Below are 18649 nucleotides of genomic sequence, written 5' to 3' on the forward strand. Positions count from 1 at the left end.
CACATTCGTTTGGTGCTATCTACTTCCAGTTAAAAGCGCATACACTTTCGGAGTTATTCTTTGAAGTAGCTTTGCAGAAACTACACATGCCCATGTTGCTAATAAAGGACTTACAAAAAATAACAGTAGTAGAATCACGTCATTCTCCCCTATATATTTCACGTATATTTTAGTAAAATAAGTTAATGCTACACCATGTGCTGCATATATAAAAAAACGATAGCCATACAAATGTTTATTCTGAAGCTCATATTTCTTATTTATGAAGTCATACCAACACCAAACTGTAAAAAAGCCAATAAACATAGTAACTCTTCTACATAAAATTGCCAACCAATAATTTTCTTCAAAGGTTTCCCTAACATAAAAATTGAAAAGAATAAAAATTGACCAAAGCACCAATAAAAACAAATATGTCGAAGTTTTAAAACTTGAAACTATATTGAATTTTGAAATTGAAGCATACGCACCAAAAGAAAAAGAAAACAAACCAAGATATTGAAATAAATATATATTATTTAAGTATAATAAACTTGGTTGTTGTAAAAATGTAAGAGCCGCCAAGATGATTAAAAAATAAAATTTTAAATATTTAATCCCCAAATAAATTAAAGGCGTTAACCATACATAAAAAATCAATTCTCTGATAAACCAGAATGTATAATTAATAGGATCTACAAAAGCTAACCAGATCTTTTTCCAGAAAGGCATTGTATGTAAAGGTTCGTCAAAAAAATGCGATAACTGAGGAATAAATTGGATAACATACACCACTAAAAACCAAAGGCCACACCATAAAATATAAGGAATTACCAGTGTTTTAAATCTATTTTTAATCTTTCGCTTGAAAGTAAACACTGATAAATCATGGTTGTTAAAAAAAAGGTAACCCGAAATGAAAAAAAACATGGGTATAAAAATGTTAGACATTTCTAAAGCAAACAAATACTCAATATAATAAACTACATTTCTTTCTTTTTCTATACCAAGACTTGTTAAATTATAAGCATGACAAACAACCACCATAAAAATGGAGTAGAATGATAAAATCCGTATTTTATTACTTACACCTTTATCCATTAACTTAGCTTTATATTTTAATCATCTCATTCAAGTTACCGGGGTATATCGACACTATTTTTTAATAATAATATCCAAGTACGGATAACAAAAACCTTTAGGAAGGTTTTTGTGTAGCGATCTCAAGAACTTAATGTATCTTAATCCTTTGAAACCAAGCTTTAAAAATGCAGTTTTCTCAAATTTTATAAGATTACTTACTACATTTAATTCATTCAGGGGAGCAATAGCAACTTCAAATTCATGATAACTGGCTCCTCTACCCCATCTCAAAAACTTATTAAGTTGATCATCGTTTAATTCTCTATACGAGTCTTTAAAGTTCTTTCTGTCAGAAAATTTAGAATAATAAAAAGCAAGATCATCAGGCAACCAATCATAAAATGGTAATGCTGCAGTATGTGAGTCATAAAACCACAACCTATTTGGTGTTTCTATTACCGCTAGAAATCCATCTTTTGGAAGCATTTCCCAAGCCTGTTTTAACGAAGCTAATCTTTCGTGTACAGTCATGTGTTCTAGTACTGCATAATATATAATGAAATCAAATTTCTTGTCTTTAAAATTTTCTTGGATATCATCACCATTAACCAAATGTAATTCTGCTTCGTAACCGGCAATCTTCATTCTATCTTTTGCAACAGCAAGAGCTCCTGCGTCTACATCAACCCCCACAACCTTTGCTCCTTGTTCTGATAGTGCTAATGTTGAAATTCCGGTACCACAGCCAATCTCCAAAATATGTGCGCCGTTTAAATCTTTTACTTGATTAAGCCAGGGCGCAATACGGTTTCTGTTATAAGCCAGTCGATCATATAGTTGGCCGCTAATGGCTTCATCGTATTCTTGTTGAGACAATCTGCTTTTAGTATTTCCTCTATCTATATAGTTCTTTTTAACAGAACTGGTTAACTCATCCAATTGCTCCTTTGTGAACTTCGTATGCTTTTGCTGCATTTTTTTTGGAGCTGAATAGAAAGTTTCCTTAAAAAGTTTCTTTATGGTGTTCTTCATGGTTGGTTGTTTTTTACCTATATATTTTTGGTTACTTTCTCTTTTAGTGCTGATGCTAATTCGTGATGCTTTTCAAGGTTTTTTACCATGGTACTATAATCTATTTTTCCCTCTAACTGAAAATTCGCAGTATATTCTCCTGTTTTGCTATTGACATCAATACGATTAAATAACTCTAAAATCCCATCAAAACGACAGGAATCTACAAAACTATCAAAACCATTTACAAAAATTACGGGAGTTCCTAGTGCCAGACAAGGCAAAGCGCAATGAATACGAGAGGTAATTACTAGTTTTGCTCTCGCATATTTTTTCAGGAGGCTTTCTGCCATGTCAAACTTCTCTTCATCTGAATATTGATTTGAGGGAGGTTCCTGATTAATAAATTCTGCAGTATTCCACAGTTCTTCACTAATAAAGTTTTTAAGATGCTTGTTTTTCTTCTTTAGCTTAAAAGCGGCTCCGTTAAGTATATTCTTTACAGTTATCTTAGTATTATAAAACACTTTTTCTGGTCTGGGATAACTATACAATGGATCTACAATATATATTTGATTTCCTCTTTCAGCATCGTCTACTTTATAAGAATCCAGGGTCAATGTTAAACAGCCTGTAAAATAGGCATCTATCCCTTTAGCTTTTAAAGTATCTACCGTAAACTGATCTCTACAACCTATGGGTTCGTGTTTTTTCAAGTAAGCAATTCCCTTTTCACTTAACATAGCAGGAGCTGCTGTATTATTCATGTGAAATGAAACAAATATTGGATCAATTTGTTCTGAGGGTACCCAATTATGAATATTATGGGTAAACCATCCATTCATGATAAGCTTCACCGGATCTCCCTGATAATCGGCCAATCTCTCTCTATTCAAAAAAACATCAACTTTTGGCAAGAATTGTTTAGCGGCTAAGCTTTGAATGTTATCTCCAACATTAAAAAACCGTTTGTTTTCATCGTATTTAAGTAGTGCGTATTTCATTAACAAATAATATCTTTTATAAAGCTTATAGTCTTATTTTATGCTCTTGTATAATTTAAGCAACCATGGGAACCTATTTCTTATAACAAATTTAATCTTTTGTGTCCCTGTTACTTCATCTCCTTCGGTATTAATAATTTGATCAAGATCAAGATTAATAAATTCTTGGACTTGTTTTTCTTCTTTTTCTTTATTGTTTAAAATGAACAATGAATCGACACTTTTTGCTTTTACCTGAAGGCTTTTCCAAAGGTACTTTACGGCAGTATCCATAGTTCGATTAACTGTGAAATTACCTAAAATCAACTCATATATATTATCTGGCACATTAAATCCGTATATATTTGGATCAGCTCCCGAAAGGATTAAACCAAAAATAGTTCGTTGGCATTTTTCACAAACATTACAATTATACCCATCTCGCTTTTCAGAATAACATACTCTTAGTTTAATTGGAATACCAGTGGTTTTTACATAGGAAACCAAATTATCTGTTTTGTCTGTCCTACTAAATTGATATCCATCATGAATCACTTTACTATTGGCCCATCTCATCTTTTCATCAATAAAAGGGCTTGATCCCCAACTGCTATTCAAATCTATTTCTCCTTCAGTATCCGATGAAGCTATAAAGATCTTATCAATTCCCAATTGATATCCCAAAGGAGCAATGACACCTAAAAGAGCCATACCATGTTGTACTTTGCCCCACCATCCCAGATTTACCAATAATTCTACCTGGTAGGTATAAAATTCTCTAAGATTGGATTCAATATAAAATAGCCGTTCATTATTCACAATTTCTTCTTCACTATTATACCGAACAAAATCATTCCATCGTTTGGTGTCGCCGATCCCAACGTCTGCTCCATGTATAGAGATTAGAAAAGGATTTAAATTATAATTCCTAGTATAACACTCAAAAGAATCTAAACCGCCACTAAAAAGAAGAGCTGTTTCCTCACCGTCGATATTATCACTAATTAAATTCTCTACTTCAAGGTCTCCTTTAAATCTCCTATTTGGGAAATACTCTTTAAATTTTTCCTTGAGACTTAATACTGCATCATAAAATTTTGTGTCAAGTTCTTCAATAATTACGTCTGCGTCTAAAAACCAGGCAATAGGCATGATATTGGAAATAAATGGGATTACCGCTAATCCTAATGGAGTATCTTCCACCTTTTGGCCATACTTTACATAAAATTTATTTTCTAAATCAAAATATTTCTTAATACCCTTGCTAACCTGATAATCATAATGAATCTTTGTCCCATCGTCTACAAATGATACATTATTGAGTCTTATGCTTTCCATAACTTAGCTATTTTTGTACTAGCAGATTGTATCGTATTTCTTATTAAGTTCTTTTCAAACTCTATCATTCCCAGATAGTATATTAAAAAGCCATAAATAATGGTAAATAATGATGATTTCAGCAAAAAGTTGCTCCATCCATACCCTGGAATATGAGTAATACCATATCCCATAATAGAAATAAGTATTAAAGTAAAAATAATCTTGTGGGCCAATTCTTTAAAAAATCTTAAAATGTTAAGGCTAATCACTTTATGATAGTAGAAATTCATCACATTTTGCACAATCAACCAACCTATAACAGAGCCAGAAATCATCCCTATTGCACTATAATCTTTGGCCAACCAAGCTCCCAGTATTGTACCAATGATCATAAAAGAAAGATATAAAATTGCTTTAAAAGACAGTTTATTCTTTGCCTCTAAGATAGAATTACCAAAATTTTGAACCAACGGCAACGTGTAAGCTATCATAATCATCATGGCTATAATCCAACATTGTAAGCTCCCATCTCTTCCCAATTCATCTCCTACCCAAAGGTAAACGAATTGATATCCATAAAGTGTGAATGCGATAAATATGTACATTAATACAATAAAAGATATTCGACCAATTTTGATCATCATATCGGTAAGCTGTTCTCCAGTAGCATTTCCTACCGACATCTGAGTAGCCCTGGGTAAAAAAACACTTGATATCGCGGTAGAAAATGCTCCATAATACGAACCTAAAGTTATTCCTATACCATAAATAGCAAGTATAGATGGTACGCTTATTCTTCCTAAGACCCAATGGCCAGCTTTCCATTGAAAAATCCCGGTTAAAGCAAATACAAAAATCCAAACAGAATATTTTAAAATCTCTTTAATAAAACTCTTCTTAAAAGAATGTAGTTTGAATTTTACTTTCAATTTTATAAATACATAATATGCGGTAATCGCTATAGCGCTTACACTAAACACTGTGTCAACAATAACAAGCGCAATAGCTTCTCCACCCATCAAGAGTACACAAACGACTGTAAATGACCGTAGCACATAGCGTATTATTTTTAAGGTTTTCGGAAAGACAAATTGTTCATAACCAGAACATATACCTGTAAAAGCCCCTCCCGGTAGACTAATAGCAAGGTTAAAAATTAAAATAACGAACATCGTTTTCGCAATTTTAATTTGTTCGGGACTCATTTTTGTAAAGTAGGAATCAAAATAACCGTAATAAAATATTGCTCCCACTATAACTACTAACAATGAAATCATTGAATAAATTAACATAGTAGTAGCTAGAAAATTTTCTTCTCCTTTTTTATCTTTCTCTGCTTTGTATTTTGCTACGAAACGAACTATAGTGTTATTAAGGCCAAAATCTAATAATGATATTGTACCTATTAGTGCTCCTATAGTTAAATAAATTCCATATTGATCTTTACCCAAATTTTTTAATATAAAAGGGGTCATCACCAAACCTACAGTATTGATAAGAAAGATGGTAATATAATTTAAAAACGCTCCTTTTTTTATTTGGCTCAATTTGGCAGGGTATTTAATTGCAATGCTATTTTATAATCTTCCGTGTACATTTTCTTTAATAATTCCCTTTACATCATATACTATTCCGTTTGGAGATAATAGTGATTTAAGGTTCAGATCAAGATATTTTTTATGAGCTACGGTTAAAACAATGACGTCAAAAGTACCCTTTGGTAGTTGAGTCAAAGTTTCCAAGTCATATTCATGTTTTACTTCTTGCGAGTTAGCCCACGGATCGTAAACAGTAACATCGGTACCAAAATCCTTCAAATGATTGATTACATCAACAGCCCTAGTGTTACGGACATCGGGGCAGTTTTCTTTGAAGGTAATTCCCAGTACTAATACTTTAGCACCCTTTATATGTATATCATGCTTTACCATTAATTTAATAACTTCTGAAGCTACATATTGACCCATACTGTCATTTAATCTTCTACCTGCAAGAATTATTTCAGGATGGTATCCAAACTCTTGTGCACGTTGTGCCAAATAATATGGGTCAACCCCTATACAGTGCCCCCCGACCAGACCTGGTTTAAATGGTAAAAAATTCCACTTTGTACCAGCAGCTTCTAACACAGCACTGGTATCTATGTTCATCAAATTAAAAATCTTAGCAAGTTCATTAACAAAAGCTATATTAATATCTCTTTGTGAATTTTCTATAACTTTTGCTGCTTCTGCTACTTTTATTGTAGGTGCCAAATGCGTTCCTGCAGTAATAACTGAAGCATAAAGGGCGTCTACCTTTTTTCCAATTTCAGGAGTAGATCCAGCAGTTACTTTAAGAATTTTTTCAACGGTATGTTTTTTATCTCCAGGATTAATACGCTCTGGCGAATATCCTGCATAAAAGTCTTTATTAAATTTTAGACCGCTTGTTTTTTCCAATACGGGAATACATTCTTCCTCAGTAACTCCAGGATATACTGTTGATTCATATATAACAATATCTCCTTTCTTTAAAACCCGACCAACAGTTTCACTGGATTTATACAAAGGAGTTAGATCTGGTCTATTGTTTTTATCTACTGGTGTAGGAACAGTTACTACGAAATAGTTACAATCTTTTATATCCTCCAGATCAGCAGAACAAAATAAACCTATATCTGCATTCGGTAAATCTTTTAAGACATCTTTCAAGACATCATCTTCGACTTCTAATGTTGTGTCTTTACCAGAACGAAGTTCATGTATTCTATTTTGATTAATATCAAATCCTATTACAGAATACTTAGTTGCAAATAACCTTGCTAAGGGTAATCCCACATATCCTAATCCAATAATAGCAATCCTAACATTTTGCATGGTGTTCACTTATTTATTTTAGGTTCTCCCAATACCATTTAACGGCTTCTTTTAATCCAGATTTAATGTCATATTCAGGATTATACTCAAGTAATCTCTTTGCTTTGTCAACAGAGGCTAAAGAATGTGGTACATCACCTTTACGTTCTGGACCAAATTTTACTTTAACACTTGCAATGGCATTATCGTACTCAGATAAATATTCTTTTAATAAAGTTGTTAATTCATTTAAAGTAGTTCTTTCTCCAAAAGCAGTATTATAGACAGTATTAAGAGCATCTTTATTATCTGAAACGATAGCCCGTAAATTCATTTGAATCACATTATCTATGTACGTAAAATCTCTGGAAAATGAGCCATCGCCATTTATGACCGGAGATTCATGTTTCATAAACTGCATTACAAATTTAGGAATCACTGCGGCATATGCACCATTTGGGTCCTGTTTGCGACCAAATACGTTGAAATAACGCAATCCTACAGTATCTAAATCATAGGTCTTTTTAAAATTACCTGCATATAATTCGTTAACATATTTGGTAATCGCATATGGAGATAAAGGTCTCCCTATTTTATCTTCAACCTTTGGTAATGCTTTAGAATCCCCATATGTAGAAGAACTAGCCGCATAAATAAACCGTTTAACACCTGCATCTCTCGAAGCCACTAACATGTTCAAAAACCCGCTCACGTTAACATCATTGCTTGTAATAGGATCATTAATGGATCTTGGTACAGATCCTAATGCCGCCTGATGCAATACAAAATCTACACCGTCACAAGCTTTATGACAATCATCAAGGTTTCTGATGTCACCTTCAATAAAGGTAAAATTAGGATTTTCAATTATCGCCGAAAGATTTTTCTTATGCCCTGTAGCAAAATTATCCAATGCCACAACTGTACTACCGATCTCTATAAGTTCCTCGCATAGATTAGATCCTATAAAACCAGCAGCACCGGTAACAAGAATCTTCGAAGAACGAAGTTGTTCTAGTTGGTTAGCGTTCATAAATTCTTTTTAATTCCCTATTTTATACCCCCAAAGCCTATAAAAATTTCATAGACAGCGCGAAATTAAGATTTACTTATAGAACATACAACATAAGTGCATGGGGATTTTGCCCCTATTTAGCATTCGTTTGATAACAACTGATTAAAAAAGCTTAATAATCGCAATAAATAAGAAACAAATAACTAAATATCAACACTTTAATACTAAATATATTTTTATTAACTATAACGTTTTCTTAATTTAACATTAGAATTAATATTGTAATAAAGCAAGCAATTCTTCTTCAAACCTGTTTTTACCTAGATATTGGATCTCCAAATTTGAATCAAATGGAATAGGTGTTTCTAAACTGGCGACTCTTTTTACTGGCGCATCAAGAGACTCAAAACAATTTTCCATAATTAATGCAGAAATATCAGAGGCGACACCACCAAACATAGAATCTTCTTGTACCAGAATGACTTTACCGGTCTTCTTAACCGAATTATATAACTTCTCTGTATCCAAAGGTTGCAATGTTCTTAAATCAATAACATCTGCAGAGACCTGTTGATGTTTTTCTAATACTTCTATCACCCAATGAACCGCTGCACCGTAGCTAATAATGGTTATATCATTTCCCTCTCTTAGTAATGAAGCTTCACCAATGGGCAAATTATAATACCCTTTGGGAACTTCTTGCCTTACACTTCTATATAATGCCTTATGTTCAAAAAATAACACAGGATTAGGATCTTCTATTGCTGATGCCAATAACCCTTTGGCATCATACGGAAAAGCAGGATAAATTACTTTAAGACCAGGTGTTTTGGTAAACCATGCTTCGTTGGTCTGACTATGAAATGGTCCAGCAGCAACACCTGCCCCACAAGGCATTCGAATAACTACATCTGAAGATTGCCCCCATCGATAATTCGATTTAGCCAATAAATTGACAATAGGGTTAAATCCTGAAGATACAAAATCAGCAAACTGCATTTCTATAACAGCTTTATAATCGTTTATCGAAAGTCCATATCCCGCAGAAACAATTCCAGATTCACATATAGGAGTATTTCTTACCCTATCACAACCAAATTCTTCTAAAAAACCTTCGGTTATTTTGAAAACTCCCCCGTATTCTGCAATATCCTGACCCATAATTACCAAGTCCTTATATCGCTTCATAGATTCATTTAGCCCTTCAGAAATAGCGTCTATTAATCTAAGCTCTTTTGTAGATTGAATCGGTTTAATCTCTTCAAAGTCAAATTTTGCATACACATCACCTAACTCTTTATCCAGATCAACATCAATCTCTTTTTCACTACTTGCGCGCTCCCAGTGAGTATCTACTTCTTCTTTAATTGTAGATATCAAATTTAAATCTTTCTCTTCAGAAATAATACCATGATCGATTAGATATTTTTTATAGTTCATTAGGGGATCTTTGGCCGCCCAATGATCCATTAAATCTTGAGGAACATACTTGGTGCCACTAGCCTCCTCATGACCACGCATTCTAAATGTCTTAAATTCTAACAAGATTGGTCTTGGGTTTTTTCGAATACTTTGAGTAAGTTTATATACTACATCGTAAACCTCAAGAACATTATTCCCGTCGATAATATGTGATTCAATACCATAACCAATCCCTCTGTCTGCTAGATTTTTACAGTTATACTGTTCATTGGTAGGTGTAGACAGACCAAATCCATTATTTTCAATACAAAATAAAACAGGTAATCCCCATACCGAAGCAACATTAAGTGCTTCATGAAAATCACCTTCACTAGTCCCTCCTTCTCCAGTAAAAACAGCGGTAACTTTGTCGTTTCTCTTTAGTAGATTACCCAAACCAATGCCACAGGCAATACCCATTTGCGGACCTAAATGAGAAATCATTCCCACTATATTGTATTCTTGAGTACCAAAATGAAACGAACGATCACGACCATTAGTAAATCCACTTCCCTTCCCCTGCCATTGTGCAAAAAGTCGATACAAAGGAATACCCCTAGTTGTAAATACGCCAAGATTACGATGCATCGGTAGTATGTACTCGGTTTCTTCTAACGCCTTAGTAACACCTACAGATATAGCTTCTTGACCAATACCACTAAACCATTTGGATATTTTACCTTGCCTTAATAAAACAAGCATTTTCTCTTCAATCATACGAGGTTTAAGCATACTCACATATAGTGAAATAAGCTGATCATCGCTATAATCCTTTCTATCGAAAATTAGTTGAGGTTTCTCTTTTGAAATGTGCTCCATAAAAGAAAATTTGTTAGGTAAATGTACTTATTTTTACTTCAGAATCTAAACAACAATTACAATATTATTAAGTAGTTGTTAATTTATCGCAAACAATTCTGCGAAATAATTAAATTTACTATTATTAGTAGAATTTATATTCTGGAATAATAAATTTGACTGATATTAAATATTGTTAAATTTTTTGAGAACAATGAGGTATTTTTAATTGAAATACACCTATTTTAGTTCTTCAATTCTAAGACCACACAAATGAATAACATACCCAGCGTTGATCTGGCAGATTTTTTGTCTGAAGATCCGTCACGAAAACAGAAGTTTGTCAACGAAATAGGAAAAGCTTATGAAGAAATTGGTTTTGTTGCTTTAAAGAATCATTTTTTGAGTGATCAGCTCGTAGAAGATTTATATAAGGAAGTAAAAGCGTTTTTTGCACTACCGGTTGATGCCAAAGAAAAATATGAAATTGAAGGGCTTGGCGGCCAAAGAGGATACACCTCTTTTGGAAAAGAACATGCAAAAGGAAAGAAAGAAGGTGACTTGAAAGAATTTTGGCATTTTGGACAAGAACCTGATTCCGATGCCAATCTTGAAGAAGAATATCCTGCTAATGTCGTTGTTAAAGAACTCAGTAATTTTAACGAAACTGGCATGAAAGCTTACAGAATGCTTGAAAAAACAGGAATTTACGTACTTCGGGCATTGGCATTATACATTGGATTAGATGAACATTATTTTGATCATTGGGCCAGCAATGGCAATAGTATTCTTAGACCTATTCACTACCCCCCTATTACAGAAGAACCAAAAGGAGCAGTTCGTGCTGGTGCTCATGGCGATATCAACCTTATCACCTTGTTAATGGGAGCATCAACCGGAGGATTGCAAGTACAACGAAAAGATGGGGAATGGATTGATGCCATACCTCAAGAAGACGAACTGGTAATTAATGTAGGTGATATGCTTGAGCGTCATACCAATAACAAACTTAGGTCAACGATACATCGAGTAATCAATCCTCCAAAAGAACAATGGGGTAAACCAAGGTACTCGATCCCTTTCTTTATGCATCCTAGAAGTGATATGAAACTCAACTGTCTTGAAGAGTGCATTACAAAGGATAACCCTAAACATTATGAGGATATAACAGCAGGAGAATTTTTACATCAAAGACTGGTAGAGATTGGACTCATTAAAAAATAGGATTTTACGCATGGATTTACAAGATCAATTAAAAAATCTATTTCCGGATCATTCATTTGAAGAGTCTCCAGACACTAAGGAGAGTCAAGAAAAACTATGGATCCAGGAAGATCCAATCATTTGTAAATATGAAAAACGCAAAGGAAAACCAATTACAATATTAGAAGGATATACTGGAGCGGATACAGATTTTAAAAAATTAGCCAAAGAACTAAAAACCCGATTAAGTGTTGGAGGCAGTTTTAAAAATGACAGTATTATTATTCAGGGAGATTATAGAGATCAGATCATGAGCATCCTTAAAGAAAAAGGATTCAATGTAAAACGTGTAGGGGGTTAATTAATTCATAGTAATTTTGGGGATAAATACATTACATATAACTAATGGGGATAGTCTCACTCAAAGAATTTCAGAACTCAAGCTTGTAGAAGGAGAAATTCTAACTTGGCGTGAAATGCTATGTGAAGGTCCTACAGAAATCCGTATAGAAACCAAAGATTCCATTGAAAAGCGCAAAGCTTTTTTAAAGAAATATTACCGAATCAGTGCCGCAGATTATGAAAAAAAGTTTGTTTCAGAACTAAAGAAACTAGATCATCTGGCAGAGTATGACCAAGTAATTCTTTGGTTCGAATATGACTTGTTTTGTCATATTAATATGATCGCGGCCATTAGTTTATTGTTAAATAAAGGAATCAACGACACCCCAGTTTATCTGGTTTGTAGTGGTAGAATTGCACATGAAAAAAAACTCTATGGGCTATGTGAACTATCAGATTCTCAACTAAAAGAACATTACAACAATAAAATTAAATTAACTATTGACGATCTGGAGCTGGCACAACATATTTGGACGTTATATTGTGAATCAAACCCAAAAAAGATTGCAGGGCAGATCAAAAAGCATTCTTCTTTTGAGTATCTTTCTATATGTCTTCGTGCGCATTTACAACGTTTCCCCAATATGTTAACAGGGCTCAATGTCTTAGAACAAAATATACTGGAAATGGTAAATACGTATCAGATAAAAAATGTAAAACAATTAATGGGCTATGCCTTAGAATATCAAGGATATTATGGATATGGTGACATGCAAATGAAACGTGTATTGGCTAGGCTTTTTCAATTTTTAGATCAAACAAAAGATCGGTTAACGCTATCAAAAAGAGGTAAATTAGCCCTACAACAAAAAAAGAATTTTTACAACACCCAGATTTTAGACTGGTATTACGGAGGCGCCAAAAAGTATGATTACTTATACAATGATGAATCACACACTTTATTAAAACTTTGATATGCCAATAGCCGAATCTGAATTTATTCTTAACGAAGACGGTAGTATTTACCACCTACATCTAAAACCAGAACACCTGGCACAAACGGTAATCACTGTTGGTGATCCCGATCGCGTTGATCAGGTTACCAAATATTTTGAACATATTGAATTTAAAATTCAGAAGAGAGAATTTCAGACACAAACAGGATCTTATAAAGGAAAAAGAATTACTGTAATTTCTACTGGAATTGGTACAGATAATATTGATATTGTACTTAACGAGTTAGACGCGTTGGTCAACATCGATTTTGAAACACGTGAAGTGAAAAAAAAACATCGTTCTCTTAATATTATTAGGATAGGTACTTCAGGAGCATTACAAAGTGATATTGACATAGACAGTTTTCTTGTTTCGGAAATGGCTATTGGCTTTGATAGTCTTCTTCATTTTTATGATAGCCAACATATTCTGTCCCATAAAATTTCAGATTATCTGGTGCAGCATTTAAAATGGGATCACAACAAGTCTACGCCCTATGCAGTTTCAGGAGATGATAATTTGGTAAACCTCATGCGAAGTGATACAATACGAACAGGAATCACGGTTACTAACGTAGGCTTTTATGGTCCTCAAAGTAGAGTTTTAAGATTATCTTTGCAGGACAATGATTTGAATGCCAAGATGGCCTCTTTTAGTCATGAAAAAAAGAAAATCACCAATTTAGAAATGGAAACCGCAGGTATTTATGGAATGTCAAAACTACTTGGACATCGTGCTGTATCCATGAATGGAATTCTAGCCAATCGAGCCACTGGAAAATTCAGTAAAAACCCAAAAGAAACTGTAGAACGTCTAATAAAATATACTTTAGATAAAATAATAGCTATGAAAGAATAAAAAGTTGTACCTTAAAAAAGATGAAAAGCTGATTTTATCCTTTGGTATAGTATCATTAAAAATTTTTAGCAGATATCTATTTTAAACAAAAGATAGAGTTATCCAAACAATATCTTTAGACTTATCAATAAATTTGTTAGTAACAAAACGACAATAAAAACAACAATTCCGTTTTCGATCGGGTTGTTTTTTAGCTTAGCAACCTTTACGAATGCATTCTTTTTTTGGGGAAAATTCTTTTTCATAACAATATTGTTTTTATTTTGTGTTGAAAATTATTCAAACATAAGTAAAGTTGGAAGAATAATAAGTCAAATATAAACACTTTTACTTTATTTTGTCGCCAAAAAACATAAATAATCGATGAAATACTTATTTTTTTAACTTTTATCAAACATGACTACTATAAAAATTGGTGGCGTCCCAGAACATTTTAATCTACCTTGGCACCTTCTAATAGAAGGTGAAAGTTTTTTAAAAAAGAATATTAAGTTAGAATGGAAAGACTATCCCGGTGGAACCGGCGCCATGTGTGAGGCTCTAAGGAAACAAGAAATTGATATGGCAATAATTCTAGTAGAGGGAATTATTAAGGATATCATTGCGGGTAATCCCAGTAAAATAGTTCAAACCTATATTCAAACGCCTTTGATTTGGGGTGTTCATGTAGGTGCAAATTCTAAATATGAAAGCATTTCAGATTTAGAAAATAAAAAAGCTGCCATTAGCAGATATGGCTCTGGTTCTCATTTAATGTCTTTTATTAACGCCAAAAATCAAGGCTGGGATACTTCCAAATTGAATTTTGAAGTAGTTAAAAACCTTGATGGCGCTATTGAAGCATTAACAAATGGAACTGCAGACTATTTTATGTGGGAACATTTTACAACAAAACCTATTGTAGATAATGGTATTTTTAGAAGAGTCGCAGATTGCCCGACTCCATGGCCATGTTTTGTGATAGCGGTTAGAGAAGACATACTCAAATTTAACAATAAAGAAATTAAAACAATCCTTAATATCATTAATGCCACTACAATAGATTTTAAAAAAACACCAAGCATAGATAAAACCTTGTCCCATAGATATAACCAACAACTTGAAGATATCCAAAAATGGCTACAACTTACAGAATGGGGTCAATCTATGATCGAAAAAGAAACACTAAATGCCATTCAAGAGCAACTATATAATCTAAACATTATCGATAAAAAAGCAGCTTATGAAGATCTGATTTTCAAGGTTTAGAACTTCATTATATATTTTTCTGGCACGATTTTTTCTAAATGTGGGGTAGGGTTTGCATTAATTAAAACGTTACATAATAAAGAATCTTTTAAAAATTTAAGATCAACACTGTGGATGTTAGCGTTTTACATTAAAAAATTTATAAAATAACGAATTCTCGAAGATACTTTAATGAAGTATTTTGCTGAATAAAATATTTTTGTACATTTGCCAAGCCTACCCCACAACTAATTATTAACGCATAAGCAACCATATCGTTATGAGTGCATCTAATAATTAAACAAACAAATCTATTTATGATCACATTTTTACTAATACTATTGGGTCTGGTGGCCTTTAATTTTGTTCTGCTAAAATTTAGTATGCAATCAGTAGATACTAAGAAGAAGTCAAGAACCAATAAAGTTCAGATCAATCACATGCCTGAGAAAGCTACCTCAAAGTCTAAATCTTCCGAGATACCTAACGCGGCCTAACTACCAATCAATATTGTTATAACCGTTTTCGTCCAGGTATTTGTTGGTTTGGCTAAAATGTCTGTTACCAAACCAGTAACCCCTATTGGCACTTAAAGGCGATGGATGTCCACTTGTGAGCAAATGATGCTTGGTTTTATCTATCTTCGATCCTTTTTTCTTTGCGAAGCCTCCCCACAACAAAAACACAACATTATCTTTTTCACTGGATACCGCTTGAATAACAGCGTCAGTAAAACGCTCCCAGCCCTTGTTTTGATGTGACCCCGCTTGGTTTGCTCTTACCGTTAAAGTAGCGTTTAATAACAAGACCCCTTGTTGCGCCCAACGTTTAAGATTTCCGTTAGATGGAAACTGTTTTCCTAAATCTGCTTCAATTTCTTTAAAAATATTGATCAGCGAAGGTGGCATTGCAATACCATCATTAACAGAAAAACATAATCCATTGGCCTGTCCTGCACCATGATATGGATCCTGACCAATAATGACTACGCGCACATCATTAAAACTACAATGATCAAATGCAGCAAAAATTTCTGATCCTTTGGGATAACATGTATGTTTGTTGTATTCCTGCTTTACAAAATTAGCCAATTCAGAAAAATATGGTTTTTCAAATTCCTCTCTAAGTTGTTCTTTCCAACCGGATTCAATATTTACATTCATATATTTAACAAAAAATTGCTGTAATTATGTACTTTTGTCTCGTTCTAAAAATGACGGAATATAACCCAAAAAAATGGGTAAAAAAAGTATGATTCGTATTTCTGAAAAAACACTAAAAGACCTTGAATTTGATGCTATACTTAATCATATTGCAGAGTTATGCAATACCGATTATGGAAGATCGAAAGCACTGCAGGTGGTTCCTTTTGAAAGTAAACAAGAACTGGAGATAGCTTTACAAGAGGTATACGAATATAAGTCTTCTTACCTTAATGACGCAAAAATTCCTAATCATGGATTTGATAGTATTAATAAAGAAATTCAACTATTGAATATAGAGAATACGTTTCTCGAAGCATCAAATCTGAAAAAACTGATTGCTATAAGTAGCACGAATAATGAATTGTTAGCTTTCTTTAAAGCAAATAAGCAATTGTACCCTATTTTATATCAAACTTCAACAAAGGTTCCTTTTACCAAAGGGATCATTAGCCTTATAGACGCTGTACTGGATAAGTTTGGAGAGATAAAAGATAATGCATCTCCTACCCTATTAAGTTTAAGAAAACAAATTAATAGCGTCCAGGGTAAGCTAAACGGTAGTTTTGGAAAAGATCTTACTCGCTATAATAGTTTTGGTTATCTGGATGATATCAAAGAAAGTGTTGTTGACAATCGTAGAGTACTTGCCGTTAAATCTATGTATCGCCGTAAAGTAAAGGGTGCGATTATGGGTAACTCTAAAACCGGAAGCATCGTCTATATTGAACCAGAAGCTACTTTGCAGTTTAGTCGGGAGTTAAGTAATCTTCAATATGAAGAGCGTGAAGAGATCGTAAAAATATTAAAAGAACTCACTAATCAATTACGTCCATTCTCAGAACTGTTACAGCAGTATCAAGAATATCTAAGTCATATTGATTTGGTTTCAGCCAAATCAAAATATGCTACCAAGTTAAACGCCGTTCTTCCGAAGATTACAAAAAACAGAGAACTTACACTTAACGAGGCATATCATCCCCTGCTCTACCTTTCTAATCAAAATAAAGGAGAAAAAACATTTCCGCAAACTATAAGTTTAGATCAAAACAACAGAATTATTGTAATTTCTGGGCCTAATGCCGGGGGGAAAAGTATCACTTTAAAAACCATAGGCTTATTACAACTGATGCTACAAAGTGGCATGCTTATTCCTGTTCATGAGTATAGTAGAATGTGCCTTTTTGATATTATATTGACAGATATTGGTGACAATCAATCTATTGAAAATCATCTAAGCACCTATAGTTACCGTCTAAAAAACATGAATTATTTCCTACGGAAATGTAACAATAAAACATTGTTTCTAATAGATGAATTCGGGACTGGTAGCGATCCAGAACTAGGTGGTGCTCTTGCCGAGGCCTTTCTCGAGGTTTTTTATGAACGTGAATCATTTGGTATAATAACGACACATTATGCAAATTTAAAAATGCTTGCTAATGAACTACCAAATATGACTAATGCTAACATGTTATTTGACGCAAAAACTCTAGAACCCTTATTTAAATTATACCTTGGGGAAGCCGGTAGTTCATTCACATTTGAAGTTGCTCAGAAAAATGGAATTCCTTATAGTCTAATCAATAAAGCAAAGAAAAAGGTAGAACGAGGAAAAATCAGGTTCGATAAGAGTATTGCTAATCTTCAAAAAGAACGGTCAAAACTTCAAAAAACGACTTCTATCCTAAAAACAAAGGAGCAAAAAGCCGAAGAAGAAAAAGAGAGATTAGAAAAAATAAACGAGCGTGTACAACAAAAACTAGAGAGCTATCAAGAACTCTACGATAGTAATCAACGTATGATCTATCTCGGAAAAAAAATTGATGACCTGAACGAAAAATATTTCAACAACAAAAAGAAGCGTGAATTGATCGATGAGTTTATGAAAATCGTACAAGTCGAAAATTCTAAACGAAAAAAACAGTCTGCAAAACAACGAACGATACAAAAAGAAAAAAAGAAAAAAGTGGTTGATGAGGTTGAAAAAAAAGTAAAGGTTATTCGAGAAAAAAAGAAAGAGGAAAAAAAGAAAGAAAAACTTATAGAAGAGAAAAAACCAAAAGTTGCATTAAAAATTGGTGATCGTGTACGGATGATTGATGGTAAATCAGTAGGTACGATAGACATTCTTGAAAAAGGAAAGGCTGTGGTCAATTATGGTATTTTCACTACAAATGTGGCCGTAGAACAACTGGAGTTTGTAGAACGAAAAAAGAGGTAATCCTTGTTTAATTACTTAGCTAATTCTTCTTGTTAAAGTATCCTTAAACCACAATAGTGAGAGTATTACTTTCATATATTTGAGGCATTACATTAAAATTGCTTCGAATA

16 protein-coding genes are annotated in these 18649 nt (G+C 33.3%); 7 read left to right on the forward strand and 9 right to left on the reverse strand.

The features are described 5' to 3' along the window. Nucleotides 1-15 precede the first annotated feature (15 nt). The 8 genes from ACFSJT_RS01600 to ACFSJT_RS01635 form a co-directional block, all read right to left on the reverse strand. Complete coding sequence (locus ACFSJT_RS01600) at nt 16-1080, reverse strand: acyltransferase family protein (protein ID WP_378318440.1); 1065 nt, start codon at nt 1078-1080, stop codon at nt 16-18. A gap of 54 nt (nt 1081-1134) precedes the next feature. After that, nucleotides 1135-2094: a class I SAM-dependent methyltransferase gene (locus ACFSJT_RS01605; RefSeq protein WP_378318441.1), complete on the reverse strand. Its 960-nt coding sequence runs from the start codon at nt 2092-2094 to the stop codon at nt 1135-1137. 17 nt (nt 2095-2111) lie between these two features. Continuing rightward, nucleotides 2112-3077, reverse strand: a complete 966-nt coding sequence (locus tag ACFSJT_RS01610) for a polysaccharide pyruvyl transferase family protein (RefSeq protein ID WP_378318442.1) — start codon at nt 3075-3077, stop codon at nt 2112-2114. Between the two features lie 33 nt (nt 3078-3110). Beyond that, complete coding sequence (locus ACFSJT_RS01615; RefSeq protein ID WP_378318443.1) at nt 3111-4394, reverse strand: hypothetical protein; 1284 nt, start codon at nt 4392-4394, stop codon at nt 3111-3113. After that, the gene (locus tag ACFSJT_RS01620) at nt 4382-5923 is read right to left on the reverse strand and encodes a lipopolysaccharide biosynthesis protein (RefSeq protein ID WP_378318444.1); all 1542 of its coding nucleotides are present in this window, start codon (nt 5921-5923) and stop codon (nt 4382-4384) included. The genes ACFSJT_RS01615 and ACFSJT_RS01620 overlap by 13 nt, the downstream gene beginning before the upstream one ends. Before the next feature lie 30 nt (nt 5924-5953). Beyond that, the gene (locus tag ACFSJT_RS01625; RefSeq protein ID WP_378318445.1) at nt 5954-7234 is read right to left on the reverse strand and encodes a nucleotide sugar dehydrogenase; all 1281 of its coding nucleotides are present in this window, start codon (nt 7232-7234) and stop codon (nt 5954-5956) included. A 13-nt stretch (nt 7235-7247) separates the two neighbouring features. Beyond that, entirely contained in the window at nt 7248-8246 is a 999-nt protein-coding gene (locus ACFSJT_RS01630) for an SDR family oxidoreductase (protein ID WP_378318446.1), read from the reverse strand. A 255-nt stretch (nt 8247-8501) separates the two neighbouring features. Next, complete coding sequence (locus ACFSJT_RS01635; RefSeq protein WP_378318447.1) at nt 8502-10508, reverse strand: alpha-ketoacid dehydrogenase subunit alpha/beta; 2007 nt, start codon at nt 10506-10508, stop codon at nt 8502-8504. Between the two features lie 252 nt (nt 10509-10760). Between ACFSJT_RS01635 and ACFSJT_RS01640 the strand changes: the two genes are divergently transcribed. The 6 genes from ACFSJT_RS01640 to ACFSJT_RS01665 all read left to right on the forward strand — a co-directional run bounded on the left by ACFSJT_RS01640 (nt 10761) and on the right by ACFSJT_RS01665 (nt 15610). Next, nucleotides 10761-11711 carry an isopenicillin N synthase family dioxygenase gene (locus ACFSJT_RS01640; protein WP_378318448.1) on the forward strand — a complete coding sequence of 317 codons (951 nt, stop codon included), beginning with the start codon at nt 10761-10763 and terminating at the stop codon, nt 11709-11711. 10 nt (nt 11712-11721) lie between these two features. Continuing rightward, complete coding sequence (locus ACFSJT_RS01645) at nt 11722-12051, forward strand: translation initiation factor (RefSeq protein WP_378318449.1); 330 nt, start codon at nt 11722-11724, stop codon at nt 12049-12051. Between the two features lie 16 nt (nt 12052-12067). Continuing rightward, nucleotides 12068-13006 carry a DUF1835 domain-containing protein gene (locus ACFSJT_RS01650; RefSeq protein ID WP_378318450.1) on the forward strand — a complete coding sequence of 313 codons (939 nt, stop codon included), beginning with the start codon at nt 12068-12070 and terminating at the stop codon, nt 13004-13006. 1 nt (nt 13007) lies between these two features. Beyond that, nucleotides 13008-13886: a nucleoside phosphorylase gene (locus ACFSJT_RS01655; RefSeq protein ID WP_378318451.1), complete on the forward strand. Its 879-nt coding sequence runs from the start codon at nt 13008-13010 to the stop codon at nt 13884-13886. A gap of 396 nt (nt 13887-14282) precedes the next feature. Further along, nucleotides 14283-15134, forward strand: coding sequence for a substrate-binding domain-containing protein (locus tag ACFSJT_RS01660; RefSeq protein ID WP_378318452.1), 852 nt, complete (start codon nt 14283-14285; stop codon nt 15132-15134). 296 nt (nt 15135-15430) lie between these two features. Further along, nucleotides 15431-15610 carry a hypothetical protein gene (locus tag ACFSJT_RS01665; protein WP_378318453.1) on the forward strand — a complete coding sequence of 60 codons (180 nt, stop codon included), beginning with the start codon at nt 15431-15433 and terminating at the stop codon, nt 15608-15610. Here the strand turns inward: ACFSJT_RS01665 and ung are convergent, their stop codons facing one another. Further along, nucleotides 15611-16276: a uracil-DNA glycosylase gene (gene ung, locus ACFSJT_RS01670; RefSeq protein ID WP_378318454.1), complete on the reverse strand. Its 666-nt coding sequence runs from the start codon at nt 16274-16276 to the stop codon at nt 15611-15613. It lies immediately after the preceding gene. Nucleotides 16277-16364: 88 nt separating this feature from the next. Between ung and ACFSJT_RS01675 the strand changes: the two genes are divergently transcribed. Next, on the forward strand, nt 16365-18539 hold the full coding sequence (locus ACFSJT_RS01675; protein ID WP_378318888.1) for an endonuclease MutS2: 2175 nt from the start codon (nt 16365-16367) through the stop codon (nt 18537-18539). Nucleotides 18540-18649: the final 110 nt, after the last annotated feature.

Origin of the sequence: Aquimarina celericrescens (assembly GCF_042682765.1) — a bacterium.
Taxonomy (GTDB): Bacteria; Bacteroidota; Bacteroidia; order Flavobacteriales; family Flavobacteriaceae; genus Aquimarina; species Aquimarina celericrescens.